Here is a 22846-nt window from a genome sequence, read left to right on the forward strand (position 1 = left end):
CGCGCCTCTGGTATAATGCGGAGAAGATGAATGCGACGTGCGGGAAGGGAGCGGGCTTCGGTGGCCGTCCGACACGAGACCGAACTGTACGCGCCGGTGCGGGCCTTTTTCGAGGCGAGGGGGTATGAAGTCAGGGGCGAGGTGCTGAACTGCGATCTGGTCGCCGTGCGGAAGGGTGCGGACGGCGAGGAGGAGACCGTGATCGTCGAGCTGAAGCGTTCGTTCAACCTCGAGCTGCTGCTGCAGGGCATCGAGCGCCAGCGGCTGGGCGCCGCGGTCGTCCTCGCCGTCGAGCGGAACCGGAAAAAATCCGGCTCGGCCGGCCGGCGGTTGAGCGACCTGGCCGAGCTGTGCCGCCGGCTCGGGCTGGGGCTCATGACCGTCACCTTCTACAAGACGAAGGCGCCGCTGGTCGAGTGGCTCGCCGAGCCGGGCGAACCGCCGATCCGGGGCTTCCGCCGCAAGCGGAGCGAGCGGCTGAAGCGCGAATTCGCCGCGCGGAGCGGCGACTACAACGTCGGCGGCAGCGCGCGGCGCAAGCTGGTGACGGCGTACCGCGAGCAGGCGCTGCGCTGCGCGTGGGCGCTGGCCTCGGAAGGCGGCGAGGCGGCGCCCCGGCGCGTGCGCGAGCTCGCGGCCTGCGCCCGGGCCGGCGACATCCTGCGCGACAACCATTACGGCTGGTTCGACCGTCCGGCGAGGGGTGTGTACCGGCTGACCGACGAAGGGCGAAGGGCGCTCGACGAATACGCGGACGTCCTGAAGGCGTGGGAGAAACCGTTGACGGATGCGCCCGGCTCGCCGGCACCGACGGCCGGGCCCGGCTCCCCGAAGCCGGAGCGCGGACGCCGCCGCGGCGCGTCCGCCGTCCCGCCGTCGGACGCGTAACAGGATGTTCACAGGCGGACTCGTTTTCATTTGCCCGGCGATCGGGTATAATAAGGAAAGCTTGTTGGAGGTGTCCGCGATGAGTACCGCTTTCTGGATTGTGATGATCGTCATGCTGCTCATGATCGTGCCGATCCTGACGGCCGGATACAACGACGACAAGACGAAGGGACTTTGATGCCACCAGAACGGCGCGCGAAAGCTCCCCGGACGACGCGGGGAGCTTTCTGTTTGGCCCGGAGCACCCGCCGCCAAAGACGCCCCGAAGGAAACGCCGCGGATAAGCGATGGTTGCTCCCCCGTATCCCCGACCCCGCCGGCTCAGCCAAAAACAAAAAGCTCCCCGATCGCTCGGGAAGCTTTTCACGTGTGCAAACCTGCATCCTGCCGCCGTTATTTGCGGAGCGCGATCAATTCGCCGACGCAGTTCGCGCAGAGATGGCGTTCCTTGTACTCCCGGACCTGCTCCATCGAACCGCAGAACACGCAGCGCGGCCGATAGCGCTCCAGGATGATGTGGTCGCCCTGCACCAGGATCTCCACCGGATCGCCCTCGTTCATCTGATATCTTTTGCGCAGCGATTTGGGAAGGACGATGCGTCCCAGCTGGTCAACCTTGCGCACAACGCCTGCAGGTTTCACATGGATCACCTCTCCCGTTTCCATATCCGTCTCTCTTTTTTTGTACGTCTTTTTGTACGTCTGAAAACCTTGCATCATGTAAGACTTTCGATCCCGAAGCGGCTTTTCCTTCTCAAGCCAAAATTTTGCTTAATATCATGCAACGAATGTGTCTACCTCAACGCTGGAAATCCGAGCTGCCGGAGCGCCTCGTACAGGATGATCGCGACCGCGTTCGACAGGTTGAGCGAGCGCACCTTGTCCGAGATCGGGATGCGCATGCACCGCTCGGGATTCGCGTCGAGCAGCTCCTGCGGCAGCCCCTTCGTCTCCTTCCCGAACACGAAGAAATCGCCGTCGCGGAACTCGAAGTCGGTGTAAGGCTTGACGGCCCGCGTGCTGGTGTAGAAGAACCGCCCGTCCGGATACTTTCGGAGCACATCTTCGAACGAATCGTGGTGCTCCACATGCACCGCGGGCCAGTAATCGAGCCCGGCCCGCTTCAGCGCCGCGTCATCCGTGCGGAAGCCGAGCGGATGCACGAGATGCAGGTGGGCGCCGGTAGCGGCGCAGGAGCGGGCGATGTTGCCGGTATTGGCCGGAATCTCCGGTTCCACGAGCACGATGTGAAGCGGCATGGGTTCCTCCTTCCCTCGTTCATCAGGCCGAACGGCGGGCGATTGTTGCACGGAATGGACTTCGCGATGACGCTTCCCTGCCCCTACGCAGCATCGGATGCAAACCGGCCGGTCCGCCGGAGGAGCCGGCGACGGCGTGCATGCGCGCGAAGCCGCCCTCGCTCCGGTCGGGAGCCGAGGGCGGCCGTGCCTTCACGATGGAACTGTCAAATGGCCGATGACCCGGGATCAGCCGTGGCGGCGGCGGAAATCGGCCATGAATTCGGCGAGCGCGCGGCAGCTTTCGAGCGGCACCGCGTTGTAGGCCGAAGCCCGGAGCCCGCCGACGCTGCGGTGGCCCTTCAGGCCGACGAACCCTTCCTTCTCCGATTCCTTCACGAACAGCGGTTCCAGCTCCTCGTTCGCGATCCGGAACGTGATGTTCATCGGCGACCGGAAGTCCGGATGGGCGAACCCGACATAGAACCCGCCGCTCCTGTCGATCTCGTCGTAGATCAGCGCCGCCTTCTCGGCGTTCTCCTTCTCGATGGCGGCCACGCCGCCCTTCGCCTTGATCCATTTCAGCACGAGGCCCATCATGTAGACGGAGAACGTGGGCGGCGTGTTGTAGAGCGACCGGTCCTTCACGTGCGTCTCATAGCGCAGCATCGTCGGCACATGCTCCGGCGCGCGCCCGACGAGATCGTCGCGGATGATGACGACGGTGACGCCGGACGGGCCGAGGTTCTTCTGCGCGCCCGCATAGATGATGCCGAACTTCGACACATCGATCGGCCGGCTCATGATGTCGCTCGACATGTCGGCGACGAGCGGCACGTCGCCCGTGTCGGGGAACGACTTGAACTGCGTGCCCTGAATCGTCTCGTTCGACGTGATATGCACGTACGCCGCCCGTTCGGGGATCGCGAGATCGGACACGTCCGGCATGCGGCGGAATTCGTCCGGCTTCGACGTGGCCGCGACGACCGCCTCGCCGACGATCTTCGCTTCCTTGAGCGCCTTCGTCGACCAGCTTCCGGTCTCGATGTAGGCGGCGACCGTGCCGGCCGTCAGCAGGTTGAGCGGCACCATCGCGAACTGCGTGCTGGCGCCCCCCTGGAGAAACAGGACGTGATAGCGGTCGGGAATATTCAGCAGCTCGCGCATCAACGATTGGGTCTCATCGTTGATCCGCTCGTATGCGGCGCTGCGGTGCGACATCTCCATGACGGACATTCCCGCGCCGCCGCAATTGACGAACTCTTCCTGCGCCTGCCGCAGCACTTCCAGCGGAAGGGCCGCCGGACCGGCGTTGAAATTGTGCCTGCGATCGTTCACCGGTTCCTCTCCTGCCCTCGTCTATGATAGGTTATCATAACAAAGAAGGCAGAAGCGCATCAAGTGACGGAAACGGGAAAACTGCGCGCGCCGTCGGCGTTTTTGCGTTTCCGGAGCGGGGAGGTATCGCTGGTGGGCGATGAGCTTCGTCTGTTCATCGGGCTGGCCGTGCCGGAGGACGTCCGGCGCGAGCTGCTCGGAAGGCTGGAGGAATGGCGGAGGCGGTTTCCGTTCGCCCGGTGGGCGCATCCGGCCGATTGGCACATCACGCTCCATTTCATCGGCGAGACGGACGCGGATCGGGTTCCGGCGGTCATCCGCGCGTTGGACGAGGCGGCGGCCGGCGCCCGTCCGTTTGAGGTGCGGCTGCGCGGCCTCGGCACCTTCGGACCGCCGGCCCGGCCGTCCGTGCTGCACGTGCTGCCGGACGGGCGACACGAGCCGCTCCGCGCCCTGCATGCGGCGCTCGGCGCCGCGCTCGCGCGGGAGATCGGCTTCATGCCGGACCGTCGGCCCTACCGGCCGCATCTGACGCTCGCGCGGCGGTATGCGGGCGCGGCGCCGTGGGACCCGGCGGAGGCGGCGGCGGAGACGTTCGGCGTGGCCTGGACCGCGATGGACCTGTGCCTGTTCCGCAGCCGTCTCGGCAGCGCCCCGATGTATGCGGTCATCCATCGCGCGCCGTTCGCGGGCCGATAGGCGGCCTAGCGGAAGAGCGCCCCGGAAATCCGCCATCCTTCGGCGGTTTCCGGGGCGCTCCCGTCGAGCGAAGCGGCAGGGCGCGGTCCGCGGTCCTTCCCGCGGCTCCGCGCCTCCGATCCGGAGCGATCAGCCGTCGAAATACAGGCTGAATTCGTGCGGATGCGTACGGACGGCCACGTCCCGCGCTTCGGCGCGCTTGAACGCAATATAGTTTTCGATGAAGCCTTCGGAGAACACGCCGCCGGCCGTCAGGAACCCGTGGTCCGCTTCCAGCGCATCGAGCGCTTCGTCGAGCGAGCCCGGAACGCTGCGGATTTCGCGCTTCTCTTCCTCGCTCAACTCGTAGATGTTCTTGTCAAGCGGACCGTAGCCCAGCGCGCGCGGGTCGATCTTCCGCTGGATGCCGTCCAGGCCGGCCATCAGCATGCCGGCGAACGCGAGGTACGGGTTCGCCGTCGAGTCCGGCGTGCGGAATTCGATCCGGGCGCCCTTCGGCGTGACCGCCGCAACCGGGATCCGGATGGCCGCGGAGCGGTTGCCCTTCGAGAACACGAGGTTAACCGGCGCCTCGTAACCCGGGACGAGCCGCTTGTAGGAGTTCGTCGACGGGTTCGTCAGCGCGATCAGCGCCGGCGCGTGATACAGGATGCCGCCGATGTAATACAGCGCGATGTCGCTCAGGTTCGCGTACCCGCCTTCCTGATAGAAGAGCGGCGTGTCGCCTTTGAAGATCGACTGGTGCGTGTGCATGCCGCTGCCGTTGTCGCCGAACAGCGGCTTCGGCATGAACGTCGCGACCTTGCCGTATTTGCGGGCCGTGTTGTGCACGATGTATTTGTATTTCATCAGGTTGTCGGCCGTCTTCGTCAGCGTGTCGAAGCGGAAGTTGATTTCGGCCTGACCGGCCGTCGCGACTTCATGGTGATGCCGCTCGACCTTCAGGCCCGCTTCCTGCAGCAGCCGCACCATCTCGGAGCGGATGTCCTGCTGCGAGTCGACCGGCGGAACCGGAACGTAGCCGCCCTTGATGCGGACCTTGAAGGCCAGGTTGCCGCCGTCTTCCCTGCGCCCCGAGTTCCAGAAGCCTTCCACGGAGTCGACTTCGTAGAACGACGTGTTCATGCCGCTGGCGTAGCGCACATCGTCGAAGATGAAGAATTCCGATTCCGGCGCGAAATAGGCCGCCGTGCCGATGCCCGTGCTCTTCAGGTACGCTTCGGCCTTCTGCGCGATGCTGCGCGGGTCGCGGTCGTAACGTTCGCCTTCCGGCGTGTAGATGTTGCAGAGGACGATCAGCGTCGGATGCTCGGTGAACGGATCGACGTAGGCCGTGTCCGGATCCGGCAGCATGACCATGTCCGATTCTTCGATGCCGCGGAAGCCCGGGATCGAGGAGCCATCGAACGCGACGCCGTTCACGAACGTTTCCTCGCTGACCTGTTCCACCGGCACCGTGACGTGGTGCGCGCGGCCCGCGAGGTCCGTGAAGCGAAAATCGACATACTGAATGTTTTTCGCCTTGATGACCTCAAAAACGTGTTGCGCAGGCATGGTTTTTCCTCCATTCCCGAACGATTCGGATAGATTGAACGCCGAACGTTCAACTTTTCGAATGATCTGACGTTATTATAGAACCTGCGGTCCCGCCTCGTCAATAGTTATGTCATGTATTTTTTCGCTAATATGTTATATTGTCTTACACACGATTGAAGATTGCCCGACAATTCAATCGGCCTCCTGCCGCGGGCCGCGCCGAACGTTCGATCTTCCCCCGCGTCCGTCCATGCCCCCGCGCACCCCCGGAACCGCCTCCGAACCCATGAAGAAAGCCCCGGATCCGGGCTGGTAACCCGAATCGGGGCTTCCGACTGGACGGGCGGCATTATTTCTTCCACTCGCGGAACGCCTCGGCCGGCGCCTTCGGCGTGTCAAACCGCTTGCCGGCGAGCGGGGCGAGCTTCTCCAGTTCCTTCATCAGCTCGGCGAACTGATCCGGGAAGAGCGACTGGACGCCGTCGCCCGTCATCGAATTGTCCGGGTCGGTGTGCATCTCGATGATCAGGCCGTCCGCGCCCGCCGCGACCGCCGCCTTCGCCATCGGCGCGACCAGCTCCCGCCGGCCGGTGCCGTGGCTCGGGTCGGCGATGATCGGCAGGTGGCTGAGCGTCTTGAGCGACGGAATCGCGGCCAGGTCGAGCGTGTTCCGCGTGTAGGGCTCGAACGTCCGGATGCCGCGCTCGCACAGGATGACGTCGGGATTGCCGCCGGCGAGAATGTATTCCGCCGCGTTCAGGAACTCGTCGTAGGTCGCGCTGAACCCGCGCTTGAGCAGCACCGGCTTCCGGATCGTGCCGAGCTTGCGGAGCAGATCGAAATTCTGCATGTTGCGCGCGCCGACCTGCAGGATGTCGGCATATTCGGCGCAGATTTCGACGTATTCGGGCGTCATGACTTCCGTGACCGTGAGCAGGCCGTGCTTGCGGGCGGCCTCGGCCATCATGACGAGCCCCTCCACGCCGATGCCCTGGAAGCTGTACGGTCCGGTCCGCGGCTTGAACGCGCCGCCGCGCAGCACCTGGCCGCCCGCCGCCTTGACGAGGCGGGCGATCTCGTCGATCTGATCCGGCGACTCGACGGCGCACGGACCGCCCATCACGACCAGCTCGTCGCCGCCGATCCTGACGCCCTTGATCTCGATGACCGTGTCGTCCGGATGGAATTCGCGACTCGCGAGCTTGTAGGACTTCGAGATCTTGATCACGTCCTCCACGCCGCGCATCGAGCGGAGATGCTCCGCCAGGGAAGGATCGGCCTTGCCGATGATGCCGATGACCGTCCGCTGCGTTCCCTTCGATACGTGCGGCTGCACGCCGGCTTTCTCGATGTACCGGACGATCTCCTCGATGCGTTCGTCGGTGATGTCCGGCTTCGTGACGACGATCATGCTGTCGACCCCTTTCGCACTTCATCGCTTATACGCTTTTAAGCTTTTATGCTTTTAACCGTTAAAGTAAATATAGTGCATGACGCGCGATTCGTCAAGGCGAAAAAACAAAAAAAGAGCCGCACCGGCGCGGCGCCGGGCAAGCCCGCTTCGTTATTCCTCCGACCGGCTGCGCACCGTCGGCAGCAGCTTCGCCGGGTTCACCGTGCGCCGGATCTCCCAGGTCTCGGGCCGGTCGGGGTCGTACTGTTCGAGATATTCGATGACTTCCCGCGTGATCGGCGTCGGCGTCGAAGCGCCCGAGGTGACGGCCACCCGCCGCACCCCTTCCAGCCACTCGCGCCGGATCTCGGTCACGTCCGCGACGCGATACGCCTTGACGCCGGCGATCTCCTCCGCCACCTGCGCGAGCCGGTTCGAGTTGTTGCTGCGCGGGTCGCCGACGACGATGCACAGATCGGCGCCCTTCGCCTGCTCGGCCACGGCCTCCTGGCGCAGCTGCGTGGCGAGGCAAATCTCGTTGTGCACCTCGGCGCCGGGGAAACGCTTGAGCAGCTTGGCCACGAGATCGCGGACGTCCCATTGCGACATCGTCGTCTGGTTCGTGATCACGATTTTGTCCGACCGCACGTCCAGCCGCCCGATGTCCGCCTCCGTCTCGACCAGGTGGACGCGGTCCGGCGCGATGCCGATGGCGCCCTCCGGTTCCGGATGCCCTTTCTTGCCGATGTAGATGATCTCGTAGCCTTCCGCCGTCTTGTCGCGGATCAGGTCGTGCGTCTTCGTCACGTCCGGGCAGGTCGCATCGACGACCGTCAGCCCCTTCTCCCGCGCCCTCCGCCGCACTTCCGGGGATACGCCGTGGGCCGTGAAGATGACCGTGCCCCGGTCGATCTTCTCCAGAATCTCGAGCCGGTTCTCGCCATCCAGCGTAATGATGCCTTCCCGCTCGAACGCCTCCGTCACGTGCCGGTTGTGCACGATCATGCCGAGGATATGGATCGGCCGCGGCAGATCCGGATTCCGCGCCGCCTGCAGCGCCAGCACCATCGCGTCGACGACGCCGTAGCAGTAACCGCGGGGCGTGATTTTGATGACTTCCATGAAACGTTCACCGCCTTCCGGCCGGCTCATCCGTTCGTCCGGCCCGCTTCATCCATTATAGCGGAATCCGTCTCCCGGGAAAACAGAACCGGCAGCCAGATCGTGAACGTCGTGCCTCCCCCTTCCCGCGTGCGCACTTCCACCGATCCGCGGTGCTCGTCGAGGATCCATTTCGCAATCGCGAGCCCCAGCCCGGTGCCGGACGTCCTGCCGCGCGACACGTCCGCCCGGTAGAACCGCTCGAAGATGTGCGGCACTTCGTCGCCGCTCATGCCGATGCCGGTGTCGGCGATGACCAGGCCGACCTGACCGGCCTCGCGCTTCGCCTCCAGCTTAACGTACCCCTCCGGCGTGTATTTGAACGCGTTCTCGATGAAAATGAACAGCAACTGGCGGAGGTAATCGGCGTTGCCGAGCACCTTCACGCCTTCGAGCGGGGACAGATCGCCCACGCGGAAATCCGCCTTCCGCGGCAGGTGCACCGCGTTCCGCGCCACTTCCTCCACAATCGGCTGCAGCTCGACCTCGGCCTTCTCCATCACGTACCCGGCGTCGGCCCGCGCGAGGGAGAGCAGATCGGAGACAAGCCGGCTCATCCGCTCCGCCTCCTCCGCGATGTCGCGCATCGCCTCGAACGAGAGGGCCGCGCGCTCGGCGTCGAGCACGATGCCGCCCGGCGCGGCGCCGCCGTCGGCCGCGGCGGATTTCCACATCCGCTCGAGCAGATCGATGTTGCCGCGGATCGTCGTCAGCGGCGTCCGGAGCTCGTGCGAGGCGTCCGAGACGAAGCGGCGCTGCGCCTTGTACGCCTCCTCGAGATCGTTGTACGCCCGCTCGAGGCGGGCGAGCATGCCGTTCAGCGTATCCGTCAGCCGCCCCAGCTCGTCGTTCGGCCCGCGACGCGCGATGCGCACGCTGAGGTTTTCGCCGCTTTCGATCCGGTTCGTCGCCCGGATGACCTCCTCGATCGGGCGGAGCGCCTTGTCCGCGATGAACAGTCCGATCGTGAACGCAATCAGGATGACGGCGAGCGACGTGATGATCAGGATCGTCCGGAGCCCTTCCAGGAAGGAGTCCTCCGCCTGCGTGTTCGCGATGACCTGCAGCAGGCCGACCAGTTCCCCGTTCGGCAGCAGGATCGGGTACTGGTACGCCAGGAAATTGTAGCCGTGCGCCTGAAAGCGCGTATACCCCGCCTTCGGCGATTCCTCCGGCTTCGGATACGGAAAATGCACCTCCGTCCCGTCCACCGTCAGCGCCGAAGAGCGAATTTGCCCGTTCGTGTAGTTGACGAGCTGGACATAGATGCCCTCGTAGCCGAGGCGGCCGGTCAAATTCAGGCGCAGGTCGCGGAACACGTTGTACGAGACGTGCACATTGAGCTGATTGAACTGGCTCCTGAGCTGCTCCCGCGTGTTGTCGTAGGTATTGTAATGGACGAACAGATAAATGCCGACCCCGAGCACCATCATCGTGAACGCCAGCAGTCCGGAATACCACAGCGTCAGCCGCAGCCGGATCGACATCAACCGCTCTCTCCCTTGAGCACGTAGCCGGTGCCGCGCACCGTCTGGATCAGCCGCTTCTCGCCGCCTTCCTCCAGCTTCTGGCGCAGCATCGCGATGTATACCTCCAGCACGTTCGACTCGCCGCTGAAGTCGTAGCCCCAGATTTTCTCCATGATCATCTCGCGGGTGAGCACGCGCCGCGGATTCGACATGAACAGATGGAGCAGGTCGAACTCCTTGCTCGTCAGCTCGAACGTCCGACCGCCGCGGCTCGCCTCGCGGGAATCGAGATCCAGCACGAGGTCCTCGAACACGAGCCGGTTGCCCGACGTCTCGCCGGAGGCATGCTTGCGGCGCAGCAGGGCCCGGACGCGGGCGAGCAGCTCCTCCAGCGCGAACGGCTTCACCAGATAGTCGTCGGCGCCGAGGTCGAGCCCCTTGACGCGATCCTTCACCTCATCCTTCGCCGTCAGCATCAGGATCGGCACGTTGCTGCCGCTCTTCCGGATGCGCTCGCACACTTCCCAGCCGTCCAGGTTCGGCATCATGACGTCCAGCACGACGAGATCGGGTTCATGCTCCAGTATTTTCTGCAGCCCTTCCCGCCCGTCGTGCGCCGTCGTCACGTCGTAACCTTCGAACGTCAGGCTGCGCCTGAGCAGGGAAGTGATCTTCTCGTCGTCGTCCACCACCAGGATTTTTGCCCTCATGCGCATTCCCCCCGTCCGGGCCTTCGAACATGCGAGAAGCGCAGACCGGCCGCGAAACCGGCTGCGCTTGCCGCAACGTCTGACCTACCGTATTCGATCCGCCCGACGCCCCGTCATTCGACGTTGTAGTCGTTCTTGTCGCCGATCGTCACCGTGATCTGGATCTGGCGGCCGCCGCGGATGACGTCGAGCACCGCCTGATCGCCCACTTTCTTATTCTGGATCGCCTTGATCAATTCCTCTTTCGTGTCGTACTTCTTGCCGTCCATGCCGACGATGACGTCGTACTGGCGCAGGTCCGCCTTGTAGGCCGGCGAGTTGTAGAGGATGTTCACGACGACCGAGCCCTTCGTGTCATCCAGGCCGAGCTGACGGGCCGCGGTCTCGGTGACGTCCGCCAGCGTCGCGCCGATGAACGGCTGCGGCACCGGCTTGTTCTCCTTCAGCACGTCCAGCACCTCGAGGATCGTGCTGGTCGGGATCGCGAAGCCGATGCCCTGGGCCGTCGTGGACACCGCCGTGTTCATGCCGATGACCTCGCCGTTCAGGTTGAGGAGCGGGCCGCCGGAGTTGCCCGGGTTGATCGACGCGTCCGTCTGCAGCAGGTGCTGATACTGCCGCGTGCCGTTCGGATCCTGGATCGTGATCGGCCGCTCCTTCGCGCTGAGCACGCCGACCGTCACCGTATGGTCGAAGCCGTTCGGATTGCCGATCGCGACGACCCACTCGCCGACCGCGATCGCGTCCGAATCGCCGAGCTTGAGCGTCGGGAAATCCTTGTCGCCGTTGATCTTGAGCACCGCGAGGTCGAGATCGTAGCTGGAGCCGAGCAGTTCCGCCTCGAACGGCTCCTCGTAACCGAGCACCGTGACCATGATTTTGTCCGCGCCGCCCACCACGTGCTGATTCGTCAGGATGTAGCCTGCCTTGTCGAAGAAGAACCCGGAGCCGAGGCCGCTCGGGACCAGCCGCTGGCTTCCTCCGTCATCCGACGGCATGCGGTAATAGTCGCCGAAGAACTGCCGGAAGAACGGATCGTCGAACAGGCTGCCGCCCGAACGCGCGCGCGACCGCACGTACGTCTCGATCTTCACGACGGCGGGAGACGCGCGCTCGACGATCTGCGCGATGTTGTTCGGCCGGACGATGTCGATCGCGTTCGACACCGTCGACGCCGTCGTCGTGCCGCCGGACGATCCACCCGAACCGCCTTCCGTCGAATCGTCCGTTTCGGACGGGGTCAACGGCCCCTGCGATGCCATTCCGCCGGAACCGCCCGTGAACAGGTTCATCACGTCGGCCGCGAACATGAGGGTGCCGGTCAGCAGCACGCCCGCAAGAAACGCGGCCACGGGCGCCGTCCACGAACGGCGCGGTTTCTCCCGCACCGTCCACGTCCGCACCGGCGCAACCGGCCGATGCGGCGCGGCGGACGCGATCCGCTCCGATGAAGCAAACTCGCTCCGGCCCGGCTGCCGCGCAACGGACGACTCCCCGTCCGCCCCCGGACGGAACGGCCCGTACGAGTAGTAATAGACGGGTCTTGCGGACGCATTCGGAGCATCCGCCGAAGCGCCTTCCGCCGATCCGGCCGCGGAGCCCGAAGCGCCGTGCGCGGCATTCGCGGATTCCGCCCCGCCGTCCTGCGGGCCCGCGAATCCGCCTGCGCCGGCCGCCGCATCCGCGGAACCGCCCGTCGTGCCCGCGAAGCCGTCCGCACCTCCCGCGTAACCGCCGGCGCCTGCCGCGCCTGCGGCGAAGCCGTTCATCCGCGCGTCATCCCGGCCGTCCAGGAGATCCTGACGTTCCCGCTCCTCGCCGTCGTTCTCTCCGGGACGCCGGTCATACGCGTCATAAGGCCGATTCTGGTTCCTGTCGTCCATCGCAGCCTCTCCTCCTTGCTCATGTCGGAATACGATCCACGATCATTGTCGTCCCCGCGATATCAAGCATGCCATCCCGAGATTAATTCAATCTTAAAGCAGGTTTAAACACAAATAAAATCCATTTCCGCGGCGGAACCGACGGCGGGAAAACCGCAATAAAAAAGAGAATCCCGCTTGCTGCCGGGACTCTCCGACGGTCCAGCCGTCCATCCGTGCAGTCTGACTTTCTGGCAGCGCGCACAAACCCCGTCAGTTCCGGAGCAGCGCCGATTCGGCGACCCTGAGCATTTCCTCCGCCCGCTTCGCCCATTCCGGCGCGATCCGGGCGTCCGGATCCTTCGGCGCCGCGAACTGGTCGATCAGCCCGGCGGACAGCCGCATGCCGGCGCCCGTGTCCACGCCGTCCTGATGGACATGCCGCAGCGCGTACGGCTTGCCGAAACGGATGACCGCGTCGTTCTCCTCTTCCTCGGCGTCGATATGTCCGTGCGTCGCGACGAACGGCAGCCTGAGCCACATCTCCCGCTTCTCGCCGTCCAGCACGCGGTCGAAGCATCCGCCGTCGTACTCCCAGCCCCCGCCGAGGACAAAGCCGAGATCGCCCAGCACGCCGCGCGCTTCGACGAACTTGAATTCCCGGTTTTCGAGCTGCGATTCCAGCGGCAACATGGCCTGCGACCGACCCCTTCAGGCATGAAATGGCATAAGATCAGCATGCCCGTCATCGCCGGAAAATATGCGGGCGGTCCTCGCCGGCCGGCGGAAATCGCGCCTCGCCACGCCGGGCGCGCCGGACGGCCGCCGGGAGCCGGAAGCGGGCGGTCAGCCGCCGGGCCCCCCGGTGCAGGATCGATGCCGGACGCGGAGCCCCGAAGCCGCGCCCGGAACAACGCCGGCAGGACCGATCCCGTACCGGAGATGCCGAACCCCGATGCCGCGCCCGGTCCCGGGCCCGCTCCGGTTCCGCTACCGATCCGCGGGCTTCACCAGCCCGTTGCGGTGGGCGTACACGGCGAGCTGCGTCCGGTCTTCGAGCCCGCACTTCATGAGCAGATTGCTGACGTGCGTCTTGACCGTCTTGATGCTGATGTGCAGCTCCTCCGCGATCTCCTTGTTCGAACGGCCTTCGGCGATCAGGAGCAGCACTTCCTTCTCCCGTTCGGTCAGGCCGTCGCCCGCCTCCTGGGCGGCACGCTGCCGCAAGCCGCGCGTCAGCGCCTGCGAGACGTCGCTCATCATGACCGGCTTGCCGCGGGCGGCGCCGTTCAGCGCGTAGATCAGCTCCTCCGCGGAGACGGTCTTCAGCACGTAGCTCGTCGCGCCGGCTTCGATGGCCGCGAGCACCTTGTCATCCTCCAGGAAGCTCGTCAGCACGACGACCCGGATGTCCGGCCATCGCGCCAGGATCGCGCGCGTCGCCTCGACGCCGTCCATGCCGGGCATCATCAGATCCATCAGGATGATGTGCGGCAGCCTGTCCGGCTCCAGCGACTCCAGCACCCGCAGCGCCTCCTCGCCGCTGCCCGCCTCCGCGCACACTTCGAATTTCGGCTCCAGCATCAGATACGTCTTGAGCCCGGTCCGGACCATGTCGTGGTCGTCCACGATCATGATGCGGCATTCAGCCGTTGCGTCCATTTCCGCCGTCCTCCCCCTCCGCAAATTTCGGTATCGTCACGCGGATGCGCGTGCCGGCGCCGGCCTTGCTGATGATTTCCGTGTCGCCGCCGAGCTTCTGCGCCCGCTCCCGCATCGTCGACAGGCCGTAAGAGCCCGCCTTCACCTGATCGGCCCGGAACCCCGCGCCGTCGTCCTGCAGGATGACCACATGCTGCCGTTCGTTCTCCGTCGCGTGCAGCAGCACCCGCTGAGCCGACGCGTGCTTCACGATGTTCGCCATCGCCTCCTGGATGATCAGGAAGAGCTGATGTTCCTTCGCCTCCGAGAGCGGCGTCTCGATGTCCCACCGGAGCTCGCCCTGCAGCCCGTTCTGCCGGCAGTAGTCCGGAAACCACTTCTCGAGCGCCTCCTTCAGCGAGCGTCCCTCGAGCTCGAGCGGGCGGAGCTGCGCGATCAGCCCGCGCATCTGCCGCTGCGCCGTGTTTGACATCCGAATGAGCTGCTGCATCACTTCCTCCGCCCGCCCGCGGTCGATCTCGAGCAATTTCGGCAGCGACGAGGCCGACACGTGGATCGCGAAGAGCTGCTGGCTGACCGTGTCGTGCAGGTCGCGCGCCAGCCGCTTGCGTTCCTCGAGCACGGCCGCCTCGTTCGACGCCGCCTCCCGCATCACCTGCTCCTCGCCCAGGCGCTGCAGAAGCTGCAGCCGCTCTCCGAGCTTCGCCGCCATCTCGTTGAAATCCCGGTAGATCGGCGCGAACGAGCGCGCGCCTTCCTCCGGAATGCGGACGGACAGGTTGCCGTTCACCGCCTGCTTGATTGCAAAGTGCAGGGCATCGACGCGCCGCTGGATCCGCCGCGCCGCCCAGTAGCCGACGCCGATGTTCACGAGCACGAAAACGGCCGCAGCCGCCGAGCGCCAGTCGCCCGGCGGCAGCACCGCTTCCGAATAGACCGTGCCGACGGCCGCGATGGCCGTCGACAGCGCCGAGGTCCCGAGCACGATGAAGATGAGCTCCCACTTGCTGCTTCGCCGAATCCGCTCGATCACTGGTTCTTCATCCCACTTTCACAATGCGGACGTCACCGATGAACGAGCTCACGTTGAGCCGCACCTTCTTGTCCGCCTCGTGGTAATACGGCGTCTCGAACTTCACGTTCTTCAGGAATCCGCCCTCGTGCCGGTCGATCACCTTCGTGTCCCCGATGAACGAGCTCGAGGAGACGCTGATGCCGAGATCGCGGTCGTTCGGGACGAACACCTTGACGTCGCCGATGAACGAGGAGATGTTGAGGCGCGTCTCGCCGGGCGGGATCTGGGCCTTCGTCAGATCGATCACCATGTCGCCGATGAACAGCGAGATGTCCATCGGCCGGAGCTCCCAGTAGTCGCCGCCGATGTGGATATCGCCGATGAACCCGCTGCGGTTCTCGACGCCCTGCCCCGGCGTCCGGCCCGGCCGGCGGTCGTCCGTCGGCCGGCCGCCTTCGCCGGCGCCGTTCCAACCGCCGGAATCGTGCCATCCGCCCGGGCCGCTCCATCCCTGAGACGCGCCGCCCGGACCTTCCGCGCCCGGCCATCCCGACGGACCATAGGAGCCGCCCGCTCCGCCGGATTCCCCCGCGCCGCGCCCGGGCTGCCCGCCCGCGCCGGACGGACCGGCTCCGCCGTCCGGACCGAACGGGTCCGGATGGAGTGGCGGAGGCGGAGGCGGAACCGGACGCTCGCCGGGATACGGCCCGTCGGTTCTCGGCGGATAGGAATGCCAGCCGTTGTCGGTCCGTGCTTGTCCGCCCTTGCGGAAGATCAGGACGAGCCCCCAGTAGATCAGGATGATCGGCCATCCGTATCGGAACACTTCGCCGAGCGTCAGGTCGGTGAAGCCGAGGTTGCGAGCCTGGAAGAAGAGACCCAGCCCCAGCAGGAACAGCCCCCACCACCAGCCGCCGCGCTGCATCAGGCCGTGGACGCCGACCGCGATGAGCACGAGCGGCCAGAACGTCGACGCGATCATGCCGATATCGATGTCGAATGCCACGAGGCCCAGCTGGCGAAGCAGGAACATCCCGCCGACCGCGAGCAGGATCAGCCCGCCGAGTACCCTGCCGAAGGATCTCGAATTCATGTCCATCTCTCCATGCGCTGTTTTGGTACGTCCAGTATACATGGAACGCCGGCAGGCCGGGAAGGACCCCGCGAATGAGCGGCGGCTCGGTCCGGAGACCGAGCCGTCTTACAAATGTTGGAACCGGCTGTCAGATGCCGTGGATGGTTCCGCCGCTTTCCGGCCGATCCGCACCGGATCAGCCGCCGGCCGCCTTCGGCCGGGACTTTGGCGCCTGCTCCATGCCGATGTCGATGCCGATGACGCCGGCCGGCTTGCCGCTGTCGTCCCGTATCGGCATCGAGATCGTGAGGCACGGACGCTTCGTGATGGCGGATATATAAATATCGGAAATATACGCGCCGCCCTCCATCGCCCGCTTCCACCATTCCCGGCTTCGCGCGTTGAGCAGCCCGGCTTCCGGGAAGGAGAAAATGAACGAGCCGTCCGACCGGTTCGACCAGATCGCCTCGATTTCCGGCTTCGCTTCGATGAGCTGCTTCAGCGTCGCCGCGTGAGCCTTCTCGTCCAGCGAGCGGATCTGCGGCATGCCGGCGACCGACTTCAGCCATTCGACCATCGGCTCGACCGGAAGCCCGTCGGAGTCGAATTCGCGGAGCAGGCCGACCTCCTGGATCGCCGCGCTGAGCGACCGCGAATTCTTGCCGAGATCTTCCCGCACCCGGTCCAGCTTCGCGATCTGCCGGCGCTGCTCGGCGGTCAGTTCCAGCGTCTCGTCGACGCTCCGGATCGTCATCCCCATCGCCTCCACCGCTTCTTTCAGCATCGCCGTCACTTCCGCCGTCAGCCCGGACTGCTGCGCGCTCGCCTCCGCCGCGGAGGAGACGAGCGGATCGAGCTGGATGATGCGGGCATAAATGTCGTCCATCCAGGCCTTCGTCTGCGCCATCTCGGCAATGCCGCGCTGCACCGCCGCCTTCTCCGCCTGCACCGACTGAATGACCTGCCGCGCGCCCGCCTCGATCTCCCCGACGATGCCGCCGGAGCGCCGCAGCGCTTCATGGCTCTGGTCCGCCAGCTTGCGGATCTCCTGCGCCACGACGGCGAACCCGCGGCCGTACTCGCCCGCGTGCGCCGCCTCGATCGAGGCGTTGAGCGCCAGCAGCGACGTCTGCGCCACGACCTCCTGGAGGAAGGCGTTGATCTCGCCGATGCGCGACATATGGCTGATCAGTTCGTCGATCCGCTGCTCCATCGTCCGGTTGTGCCGCCCGAGGTCGTTCATCACCTCGTCGGTGTTCACCAGCGACCGGCAGACGTCGATGACGACCTGCTTCACTTCCCCGCTTCTCTCGCTCGTTCGGAGCATGCCGTGCTTGATTTCCTCGGCCCGGGCCTCCACCGTCTGGAGCGCGGCGAATGTCTCCTCGATCAGCTCCACCGCGCGGCGCCCCAGCCCGCGCAGCCGTTCTTCCTGCGCTTTGGAGCGGTCGGCGATCTCCGCCAGTTCCCGGGCGGCCAGATCGACTTCCTCCACCGCGGCCTGCATCCGGTCGGAGATGACCAGCGATTCATGGATGAGCTGCGACACCTTGTCTTCGTGATCCGAAGCCCGGAAGGCCGAAGCCGGCTCCCGATCAGCGCGGTTCCACCAGCGTCGGATTGGGCTCATCTCGATCGCTCCCGTTCCATCCTCGAGATTTGTGTAAATTTTTATAACATTATAGTCGAATTATGGAGAAAAATAAAGAGGAACTGCCACAATTGTGTCAGATCCTCTTTCACAAAATTTGCACTTATATGACACGCTTCGGTTCCCTTTCATGTATGCGATTCCAAGATTCGCCCTAAACCGAGCCGCCTTTGCTTCGCAAATCCAGGTCCGCGAGCCGCGCTTTCTTCAGCCTTTCGCGCGCCCGGTGGATCTTCGCCTTCACCGTTCCGACCGGCATCGACATGGCGTTCGCGATTTCCTGGTCCTTCAGGCCGTAATAGTACTTGTACAGGAACAGGGTGCGCGCCGCGGGCTCGAGCTGGCCCAGAAGCTCCGAGATTTCCATCATGAGTTCCTCCGTCCGCGCTTCCCGGTCGCCGGCGGCCCGCAGAAAATCCCCGTCCCAGGACCGCGTCCGCGCCGCCGACCGGTTCACGTTGACCGCGACATTGCGCGTAATCACCTTGGCCCAGGCGGTCAGCTTGTCCGATTCACGCAGCGAGGCACGCTTGGTCAGCATTTTGACCCAGGCCTCCTGGACAACGTCCAGCACGTCGCATTTGTTGTACACGTTCGCGTAGGCGACGCGGATCATCTGGTTGTAAAGTTCGATCAGTTCCGCTTCCTTGCGCGGATCCAGAAAGCCCGAGAGCTGCACGCCTTTCCCGTCCATGGACCTGCACCGTCCAATTTCGAACAAATGGTTACAAACCCCTTGCCACCCACCATCCATCTTATCATGTTGCCACGGAGATGACGAGTACCGCGGGAACCATTGTTTGCCGTCGAAAAAAAACAAATCCCGCCGCGGGGAGGCGACGGGATGTATCGCGCCGGTATCGTGAACGGTCGCGCGGATGGGCAGGGTCACGCTTTGCGTCGGGCGACGGGCAGCCATTTCCCGGTCTCCACCGCGCGTCCCAGTTCGGCGAGCCGCGCTTCGGTGAGTTTGCCGTCACCCCGCACGAGCACGTCGACCTTGACGGTTCTTTTGCCCCATTCGCGGTAGACCTGACCGGGCGTCTCGAAGTAGAGATCGATGCGGTTGCCCTTGATCGCCTTGCCGGTGTCGGCGACGACGCCGTAACCGTAGCCGGGAATGTACAGCAGGGTGCCGATCGGAAAAACCTTCGGGTCGGCGGCGATCGTCGAGACGATGCCGCGCCTTACCCTCACGCCGGAATAGGTGATCCCGTATCCGCGGTCGCCCGGCCGCTTGCCCGTCGATTCCACACCGGCCGTGTAGCCGGTCGCCGTCACGACGACGGATTCGATCGGGCCGGTCTTCGCGTCCTCCGCACCGGCCGCCGGACCGCCGGAAGCTTCCGGCGCGGCCGTCGCGGATCCGGCCGGGCCGCAGACCGCGGCGACGGCGATGAAGGCCGCCGCCGCAAGCCGAAAGGCCGCCGGAAGGCGGCGACATATGCCAGAGTCCGTCGACATCGAGTCGAATCTCCTCCTTGCATGTCGGAGGATGCCCCGGACCCCGCGGTTTTATGCATGGCGGACATTACGGCTTCATACCTGGCGGGTGCGGATTTCCTCAAGCAACAGCCCGATCATCAAGTGGACGGGCCGGGCGCCGATGTCCCCTTCGCCGCGCTTCCGCACGGAGACGGTCTCGCTCTTCGCCTCTTTCTCGCCGACGATGAACATGTACGGGATTTTCTCGAGCTGCGCCTGGCGGATTTTGTAGCCCATTTTCTCGTTGCGCAGATCCGCTTCGGCGCGGATGCCCGCTTCCCGGAACCGTTCGGCCGTCCGCTTCGCGTAGTCGTCGAACTGCTGCGACACCGGGATGACGCGCGCCTGGATCGGCGACAGCCAGAGCGGCAGCGCCCCCGCGAAGTTCTCGAGCAGGAACGCGGTCATCCGCTCCATCGTGCTGATGATGCCGCGGTGAATGACGACCGGCCGGTGCTTCTGCCCGTCCTCGCCGATGTACTCGAGCTGGAACCGCTCCGGCAGCAGGAAGTCAAGCTGCGCGGTCGACAGCGTCTCCTCCTTGCCGAGCGCCGTCTTGATCTGCACGTCCAGCTTCGGCCCGTAGAAGGCCGCCTCGCCCTCCGCCTCGAAATACGGCAGGCCGAGCTCCTCGACGACCTCCTTCAGCATGCGCTGCGAGTTCTCCCACATCTCGTCGTCCGGATAGTATTTCTCCGTGTCCTTCGGATCGCGGTACGACAGCCGGAACCGGTATTCCTTGATCCCGAAATCCCGGTAGACCTGCTGGATGAGCTGCACGACGCGGGTGAACTCCTCCTTGATCTGGTCGGGACGGCAGAAGATGTGTGCGTCGTTCAGCGTCATCGCGCGGACGCGGTGCAGGCCGGTCAGCGCGCCCGACAGCTCGTAGCGGTGCATCGTGCCGAGCTCGGCGATCCGGATCGGCAGATCGCGGTAGCTGCGCAGCTCGCTCTTGTACACCATCATGTGGTGCGGGCAGTTCATCGGGCGCAGCACGAGCTCTTCGTTGTCGAGCTTCATCGTCGGGAACATGTTCTCCTGGTAGTGCTCCCAGTGGCCGGAAATCTTGTACAGCTCGACGTTCGCCAGCACCGGCGTATAGACGTGCTGATAGCCGAGCCGCTCCTCGAGATCGACGATGTACCGCTCCAGCGTGCGCCGGAGCTTCGCGCCGTTCGGCAGCCAGAGCGGCAGCCCCTGGCCGACCTCCTTCGAGAACGTGAAGAATCCGAGCTCGCGGCCGAGCTTGCGGTGGTCGCGCTTCTTGGCCTCCTCGAGCAGATGGAGATACTCGTCGAGCTGGGATTTCTTCGGGAACGCGGTGCCGTAGATGCGCTGGAGCATCTTGTTCCGGGAATCGCCCCGCCAGTACGCGCCCGCGACGCTGAGCAGCTTGAACGCCTTGATCCGCCCGGTCGACGGCAGGTGCGGCCCGCGGCACAGGTCGAAGAACTCTCCCTGGTCGTAGATCGTGATGACCGCGTCCTCCGGCAGTTCGCGGATCAGCTCGAGCTTGTACGGATCGCCGAGCTCCTCGTAGATCCGGATCGCCTCCTCGCGGCTGACGACGCGGCGCCGGATCGGCAGATCCTCGGCGACGATCTTGGCCATCTCCTTCTCGATGCTCTCCAGATCGTCCGAGGAAATCGGACGGTCCAGATCGACGTCGTAATAGAAGCCGTCCTCGATGACCGGCCCGACGCCGAGCTTGACGTTCTTCGCGCCGTACAGCCGCTTGAGCGCCTGCGCCATCAGGTGCGCCGTGCTGTGGCGCATGATCTCGACTCCTTCCGGCGCGTCGAGCGTGATGATCTCGAGCGACGCGTCCTCCTCGATCGGCGCGTAGACGTCGACGAGCCGTCCGTTCACCTTGCCCGCGACGGCATTCTTCCTGAGTCCGGGGCTGATCGAGCCCGCGATTTCCTCGACGGTCGTTCCCGCGGCGTACTCCCTGACCGCGCCGTCCGGGAACGTGATGCGAATCGACATGACCGGCAACCTCCCTCCGATAAATAAAAAACGCCCGCCCCGAAAGGGACGAGCGCACATCATGCCCGTGGTTCCACCCTTCTTCGCGAACGACACCCCCTCGGCCGCATGCGGCCGGCGGCCGTTCGCCTCGAACATCCCGTAACGGAGATGACCCGGTGCGGCTTACTGGGGCCGGGCCCGTTCAACCGCACGGCTGATGAAGGGGTATTCCCGCCTGGCGCCGGGAGGGAATTGCAGCCCGAGTTCCCTCTCTCTGTGCCGTGCCGTACGACGGGAACATGTCTTCGTCGTCGCCGTTGGCCATATGGTGGTTACGCCGATCATTATATACCCGTCGTTCGGCACGGTCAAGGGAGCGCGTTTCCGCGCGATGGCCGGCCGGAAGCGTGTGCGGCTGGCAGGCGGCCGCCGTGCTCCGCTTGCGGCGGGAAGATCCATGCCGTCGAAGCGTTCAGTTCGGAACGGCGCCGGTCAGCGGGCGGCAGGAGCGGCAGCCCGCGCACAGCGTCACCCGCCCGGCGAAGATCGCACCGATCGTCCGCACGACCGGCAGCTCGGAATCGCGGGCGTGCAGCGTGATCTCCCGGGGCGATATCGCGAGCAGGCAGCTGACGACCATGTCCTCGACGTTCAGATCCTCATCGAGGATGCCGGCAAATTCGGGAGCGATCATCCCGCTTCCCGCGGGCTCCATGGGACGGAACGCCTCGTCGTACAGCGCGAAGCCGCCGTCGGCCTTGAGCACCAGATGCACGCCGGGCACCCGCGGCTGCTGCCGGCATACGAATTCGTTGAGCAGCCCGACGAATTCCCGGTATTGGCGGTCCGACACGAACTCGCCAACCGCGGCTTCCGTCGTTTCGGCCAGCTCTTCCCAATACTTGTCCAGCCGGAACGTGATGTAGCCCTCAAGATGGAGCGAAGGCCGCTCCTGCAGGTAGGCGAGCAGCTCCTCCGCAATGTGCCGCTTGCGCCGCTCGCGGCCCGGGCATTCGGAGATGCGGACGGCCCCGCCTCCTTCGGGCGCGGCTTCCGTACCGCCCGTTCCGCCGCCTTCGGCATGCACGGGAGAAGCGCCGGCCGCCGGCGCCTCCGTTCCGTCCCCGCCGGCTGCCGGATGCGGGCCGTCTTCATTCCGCCCCGTTCCGGCGCATGCGTCCGCGGTCGAATCGCCGCCCGCCGGCCCCCCGTCCCGCCGGTCCGGCCGTCCGCCGAGCATCCGCTCGCACAGCTCCGCGATCCGCTCCGCGTCGTCTTCGTCGCACGGATAATATCGTTGGATCATGATCCGGATCAGTTCCGGTTCGACCGCGTTCAGCACGTACTCGGCCATCCCTTCGGCGGCGCGTCTGTGGATCGCGAGCCGCAGGCCGTCGTCCGGAGCCGACCCGGCGCATCGGTAGACGATCAGGCCGAGCGGCGGGACGGTCTCGAGGCGTCCGTCGATCCCGAGATCCGCCAGGGATTCGGCCAGACACCGGGCCAGCTCGGACAGCTTGTCTTCGGACGCGGCGGACAACCTGACCTCGAAGATTTCCATGGGCCCACTCCTTTCCCCGCTGACAGTATATGGCCGCCGTTCGACGGATATACGAAGAAAGGAGCGGCTCGGCATGCAGGATGCGGAAAAATCGGGCCCCGCGCACCGGGAAACCGGGCGCGGGGCCTG

General features: G+C 65.3%; 20 protein-coding genes. 2 read left to right on the plus strand and 18 right to left on the minus strand.

Annotation, left to right across the window (positions count from 1 at the left end; all coding sequences use genetic code 11):
• The first annotated feature begins 60 nt into the window (after nucleotides 1-60).
• Nucleotides 61-888: a DUF2161 domain-containing phosphodiesterase gene (locus tag A9Z00_RS06780; RefSeq protein ID WP_296975400.1), complete on the plus strand. Its 828-nt coding sequence runs from the start codon at nucleotides 61-63 to the stop codon at nucleotides 886-888.
• Nucleotides 889-1281: 393 nt separating this feature from the next.
• Here A9Z00_RS06780 and A9Z00_RS06785 read toward each other — a convergent pair whose 3' ends face one another.
• From A9Z00_RS06785 to serC, 3 genes are all read right to left on the minus strand, one after another.
• Nucleotides 1282-1530 carry an AbrB/MazE/SpoVT family DNA-binding domain-containing protein gene (locus tag A9Z00_RS06785; RefSeq protein WP_296975455.1) on the minus strand — a complete coding sequence of 83 codons (249 nt, stop codon included), beginning with the start codon at nucleotides 1528-1530 and terminating at the stop codon, nucleotides 1282-1284.
• A 152-nt stretch (nucleotides 1531-1682) separates the two neighbouring features.
• A complete protein-coding gene (gene trmL / locus A9Z00_RS06790) occupies nucleotides 1683-2147 on the minus strand; it encodes a tRNA (uridine(34)/cytosine(34)/5-carboxymethylaminomethyluridine(34)-2'-O)-methyltransferase TrmL (RefSeq protein WP_296975401.1) in 465 nt (154 codons plus the stop codon).
• A gap of 228 nt (nucleotides 2148-2375) precedes the next feature.
• The gene (gene serC, locus A9Z00_RS06795; protein WP_296975402.1) at nucleotides 2376-3464 is read right to left on the minus strand and encodes a 3-phosphoserine/phosphohydroxythreonine transaminase; all 1089 of its coding nucleotides are present in this window, start codon (nucleotides 3462-3464) and stop codon (nucleotides 2376-2378) included.
• 132 nt (nucleotides 3465-3596) lie between these two features.
• On the opposite strand from serC, the gene thpR reads away from it, so the two are divergent.
• Nucleotides 3597-4163 (plus strand): RNA 2',3'-cyclic phosphodiesterase, encoded by a 567-nt coding sequence (gene thpR / locus A9Z00_RS06800; RefSeq protein WP_296975403.1) that lies wholly within the window; start codon nucleotides 3597-3599, stop codon nucleotides 4161-4163.
• A 129-nt stretch (nucleotides 4164-4292) separates the two neighbouring features.
• On the opposite strand, the gene glnA is transcribed toward thpR, so the two are convergent.
• The 15 genes from glnA to ytxC form a co-directional block, all read right to left on the minus strand.
• Nucleotides 4293-5717, minus strand: coding sequence for a type I glutamate--ammonia ligase (gene glnA / locus A9Z00_RS06805; RefSeq protein WP_296975404.1), 1425 nt, complete (start codon nucleotides 5715-5717; stop codon nucleotides 4293-4295).
• A 331-nt stretch (nucleotides 5718-6048) separates the two neighbouring features.
• Nucleotides 6049-7110: a 3-deoxy-7-phosphoheptulonate synthase gene (gene aroF, locus A9Z00_RS06810; RefSeq protein WP_296975405.1), complete on the minus strand. Its 1062-nt coding sequence runs from the start codon at nucleotides 7108-7110 to the stop codon at nucleotides 6049-6051.
• A gap of 153 nt (nucleotides 7111-7263) precedes the next feature.
• Nucleotides 7264-8214: a 4-hydroxy-3-methylbut-2-enyl diphosphate reductase gene (locus A9Z00_RS06815; protein ID WP_296975406.1), complete on the minus strand. Its 951-nt coding sequence runs from the start codon at nucleotides 8212-8214 to the stop codon at nucleotides 7264-7266.
• A gap of 26 nt (nucleotides 8215-8240) precedes the next feature.
• On the minus strand, nucleotides 8241-9740 hold the full coding sequence (locus A9Z00_RS06820) for a sensor histidine kinase (protein WP_296975407.1): 1500 nt from the start codon (nucleotides 9738-9740) through the stop codon (nucleotides 8241-8243).
• The gene (locus tag A9Z00_RS06825; RefSeq protein ID WP_296975408.1) at nucleotides 9740-10432 is read right to left on the minus strand and encodes a response regulator transcription factor; all 693 of its coding nucleotides are present in this window, start codon (nucleotides 10430-10432) and stop codon (nucleotides 9740-9742) included. Before A9Z00_RS06825 ends, A9Z00_RS06820 begins: the two co-directional genes overlap by 1 nt.
• 113 nt (nucleotides 10433-10545) lie before the next feature.
• Nucleotides 10546-12315 carry a S1C family serine protease gene (locus A9Z00_RS06830; protein ID WP_296975409.1) on the minus strand — a complete coding sequence of 590 codons (1770 nt, stop codon included), beginning with the start codon at nucleotides 12313-12315 and terminating at the stop codon, nucleotides 10546-10548.
• A gap of 252 nt (nucleotides 12316-12567) precedes the next feature.
• Entirely contained in the window at nucleotides 12568-12987 is a 420-nt protein-coding gene (locus A9Z00_RS06835; RefSeq protein ID WP_296975410.1) for a YugN-like family protein, read from the minus strand.
• 297 nt (nucleotides 12988-13284) lie between these two features.
• On the minus strand, nucleotides 13285-13956 hold the full coding sequence (locus A9Z00_RS06840) for a response regulator (RefSeq protein ID WP_296975411.1): 672 nt from the start codon (nucleotides 13954-13956) through the stop codon (nucleotides 13285-13287).
• The gene (locus A9Z00_RS06845; RefSeq protein ID WP_296975412.1) at nucleotides 13940-14989 is read right to left on the minus strand and encodes a HAMP domain-containing sensor histidine kinase; all 1050 of its coding nucleotides are present in this window, start codon (nucleotides 14987-14989) and stop codon (nucleotides 13940-13942) included. Before A9Z00_RS06845 ends, A9Z00_RS06840 begins: the two co-directional genes overlap by 17 nt.
• A gap of 7 nt (nucleotides 14990-14996) precedes the next feature.
• A complete protein-coding gene (liaF, locus tag A9Z00_RS06850) occupies nucleotides 14997-16064 on the minus strand; it encodes a cell wall-active antibiotics response protein LiaF (protein WP_296975413.1) in 1068 nt (355 codons plus the stop codon).
• 178 nt (nucleotides 16065-16242) lie between these two features.
• Nucleotides 16243-17676: a methyl-accepting chemotaxis protein gene (locus A9Z00_RS06855; RefSeq protein ID WP_296975414.1), complete on the minus strand. Its 1434-nt coding sequence runs from the start codon at nucleotides 17674-17676 to the stop codon at nucleotides 16243-16245.
• A 175-nt stretch (nucleotides 17677-17851) separates the two neighbouring features.
• A complete protein-coding gene (locus A9Z00_RS06860; protein WP_296975415.1) occupies nucleotides 17852-18391 on the minus strand; it encodes an RNA polymerase sigma factor in 540 nt (179 codons plus the stop codon).
• A 194-nt stretch (nucleotides 18392-18585) separates the two neighbouring features.
• Nucleotides 18586-19161, minus strand: a complete 576-nt coding sequence (locus A9Z00_RS06865) for a 3D domain-containing protein (RefSeq protein ID WP_296975416.1) — start codon at nucleotides 19159-19161, stop codon at nucleotides 18586-18588.
• 75 nt (nucleotides 19162-19236) lie between these two features.
• Nucleotides 19237-21174: a threonine--tRNA ligase gene (gene thrS / locus A9Z00_RS06870; protein ID WP_296975417.1), complete on the minus strand. Its 1938-nt coding sequence runs from the start codon at nucleotides 21172-21174 to the stop codon at nucleotides 19237-19239.
• Between the two features lie 454 nt (nucleotides 21175-21628).
• On the minus strand, nucleotides 21629-22717 hold the full coding sequence (gene ytxC / locus A9Z00_RS06875; RefSeq protein WP_296975418.1) for a putative sporulation protein YtxC: 1089 nt from the start codon (nucleotides 22715-22717) through the stop codon (nucleotides 21629-21631).
• Nucleotides 22718-22846: the final 129 nt, after the last annotated feature.

It is taken from the genome of Thermobacillus sp. ZCTH02-B1, from assembly GCF_002159085.1.
Taxonomy (GTDB): domain Bacteria; phylum Bacillota; class Bacilli; order Paenibacillales; family Paenibacillaceae; genus Thermobacillus.

What these genes read in the sequence shown, in the direction of transcription:
- A9Z00_RS06820 (WP_296975407.1), bottom strand. Translation starts at nt 9,740, where the DNA reads ATGTCGATCCGGCTGCGGCTGACGCTGTGGTATTCCGGACTGCTGGCG.
- A9Z00_RS06860 (WP_296975415.1), bottom strand. Translation starts at nt 18,391, where the DNA reads ATGGACGGGAAAGGCGTGCAGCTCTCGGGCTTTCTGGATCCGCGCAAG.
- A9Z00_RS06830 (WP_296975409.1), bottom strand. Translation starts at nt 12,315, where the DNA reads ATGGACGACAGGAACCAGAATCGGCCTTATGACGCGTATGACCGGCGT.
- A9Z00_RS06840 (WP_296975411.1), bottom strand. Translation starts at nt 13,956, where the DNA reads ATGGACGCAACGGCTGAATGCCGCATCATGATCGTGGACGACCACGAC.
- A9Z00_RS06815 (WP_296975406.1), bottom strand. Translation starts at nt 8,214, where the DNA reads ATGGAAGTCATCAAAATCACGCCCCGCGGTTACTGCTACGGCGTCGTC.
- A9Z00_RS06855 (WP_296975414.1), bottom strand. Translation starts at nt 17,676, where the DNA reads ATGAGCCCAATCCGACGCTGGTGGAACCGCGCTGATCGGGAGCCGGCT.
- ytxC (WP_296975418.1), bottom strand. Translation starts at nt 22,717, where the DNA reads ATGGAAATCTTCGAGGTCAGGTTGTCCGCCGCGTCCGAAGACAAGCTG.
- liaF (WP_296975413.1), bottom strand. Translation starts at nt 16,064, where the DNA reads ATGAATTCGAGATCCTTCGGCAGGGTACTCGGCGGGCTGATCCTGCTC.
- thrS (WP_296975417.1), bottom strand. Translation starts at nt 21,174, where the DNA reads ATGTCGATTCGCATCACGTTCCCGGACGGCGCGGTCAGGGAGTACGCC.
- A9Z00_RS06865 (WP_296975416.1), bottom strand. Translation starts at nt 19,161, where the DNA reads ATGTCGACGGACTCTGGCATATGTCGCCGCCTTCCGGCGGCCTTTCGG.
- A9Z00_RS06825 (WP_296975408.1), bottom strand. Translation starts at nt 10,432, where the DNA reads ATGAGGGCAAAAATCCTGGTGGTGGACGACGACGAGAAGATCACTTCC.
- glnA (WP_296975404.1), bottom strand. Translation starts at nt 5,717, where the DNA reads ATGCCTGCGCAACACGTTTTTGAGGTCATCAAGGCGAAAAACATTCAG.
- trmL (WP_296975401.1), bottom strand. Translation starts at nt 2,147, where the DNA reads ATGCCGCTTCACATCGTGCTCGTGGAACCGGAGATTCCGGCCAATACC.
- aroF (WP_296975405.1), bottom strand. Translation starts at nt 7,110, where the DNA reads ATGATCGTCGTCACGAAGCCGGACATCACCGACGAACGCATCGAGGAG.
- A9Z00_RS06835 (WP_296975410.1), bottom strand. Translation starts at nt 12,987, where the DNA reads ATGTTGCCGCTGGAATCGCAGCTCGAAAACCGGGAATTCAAGTTCGTC.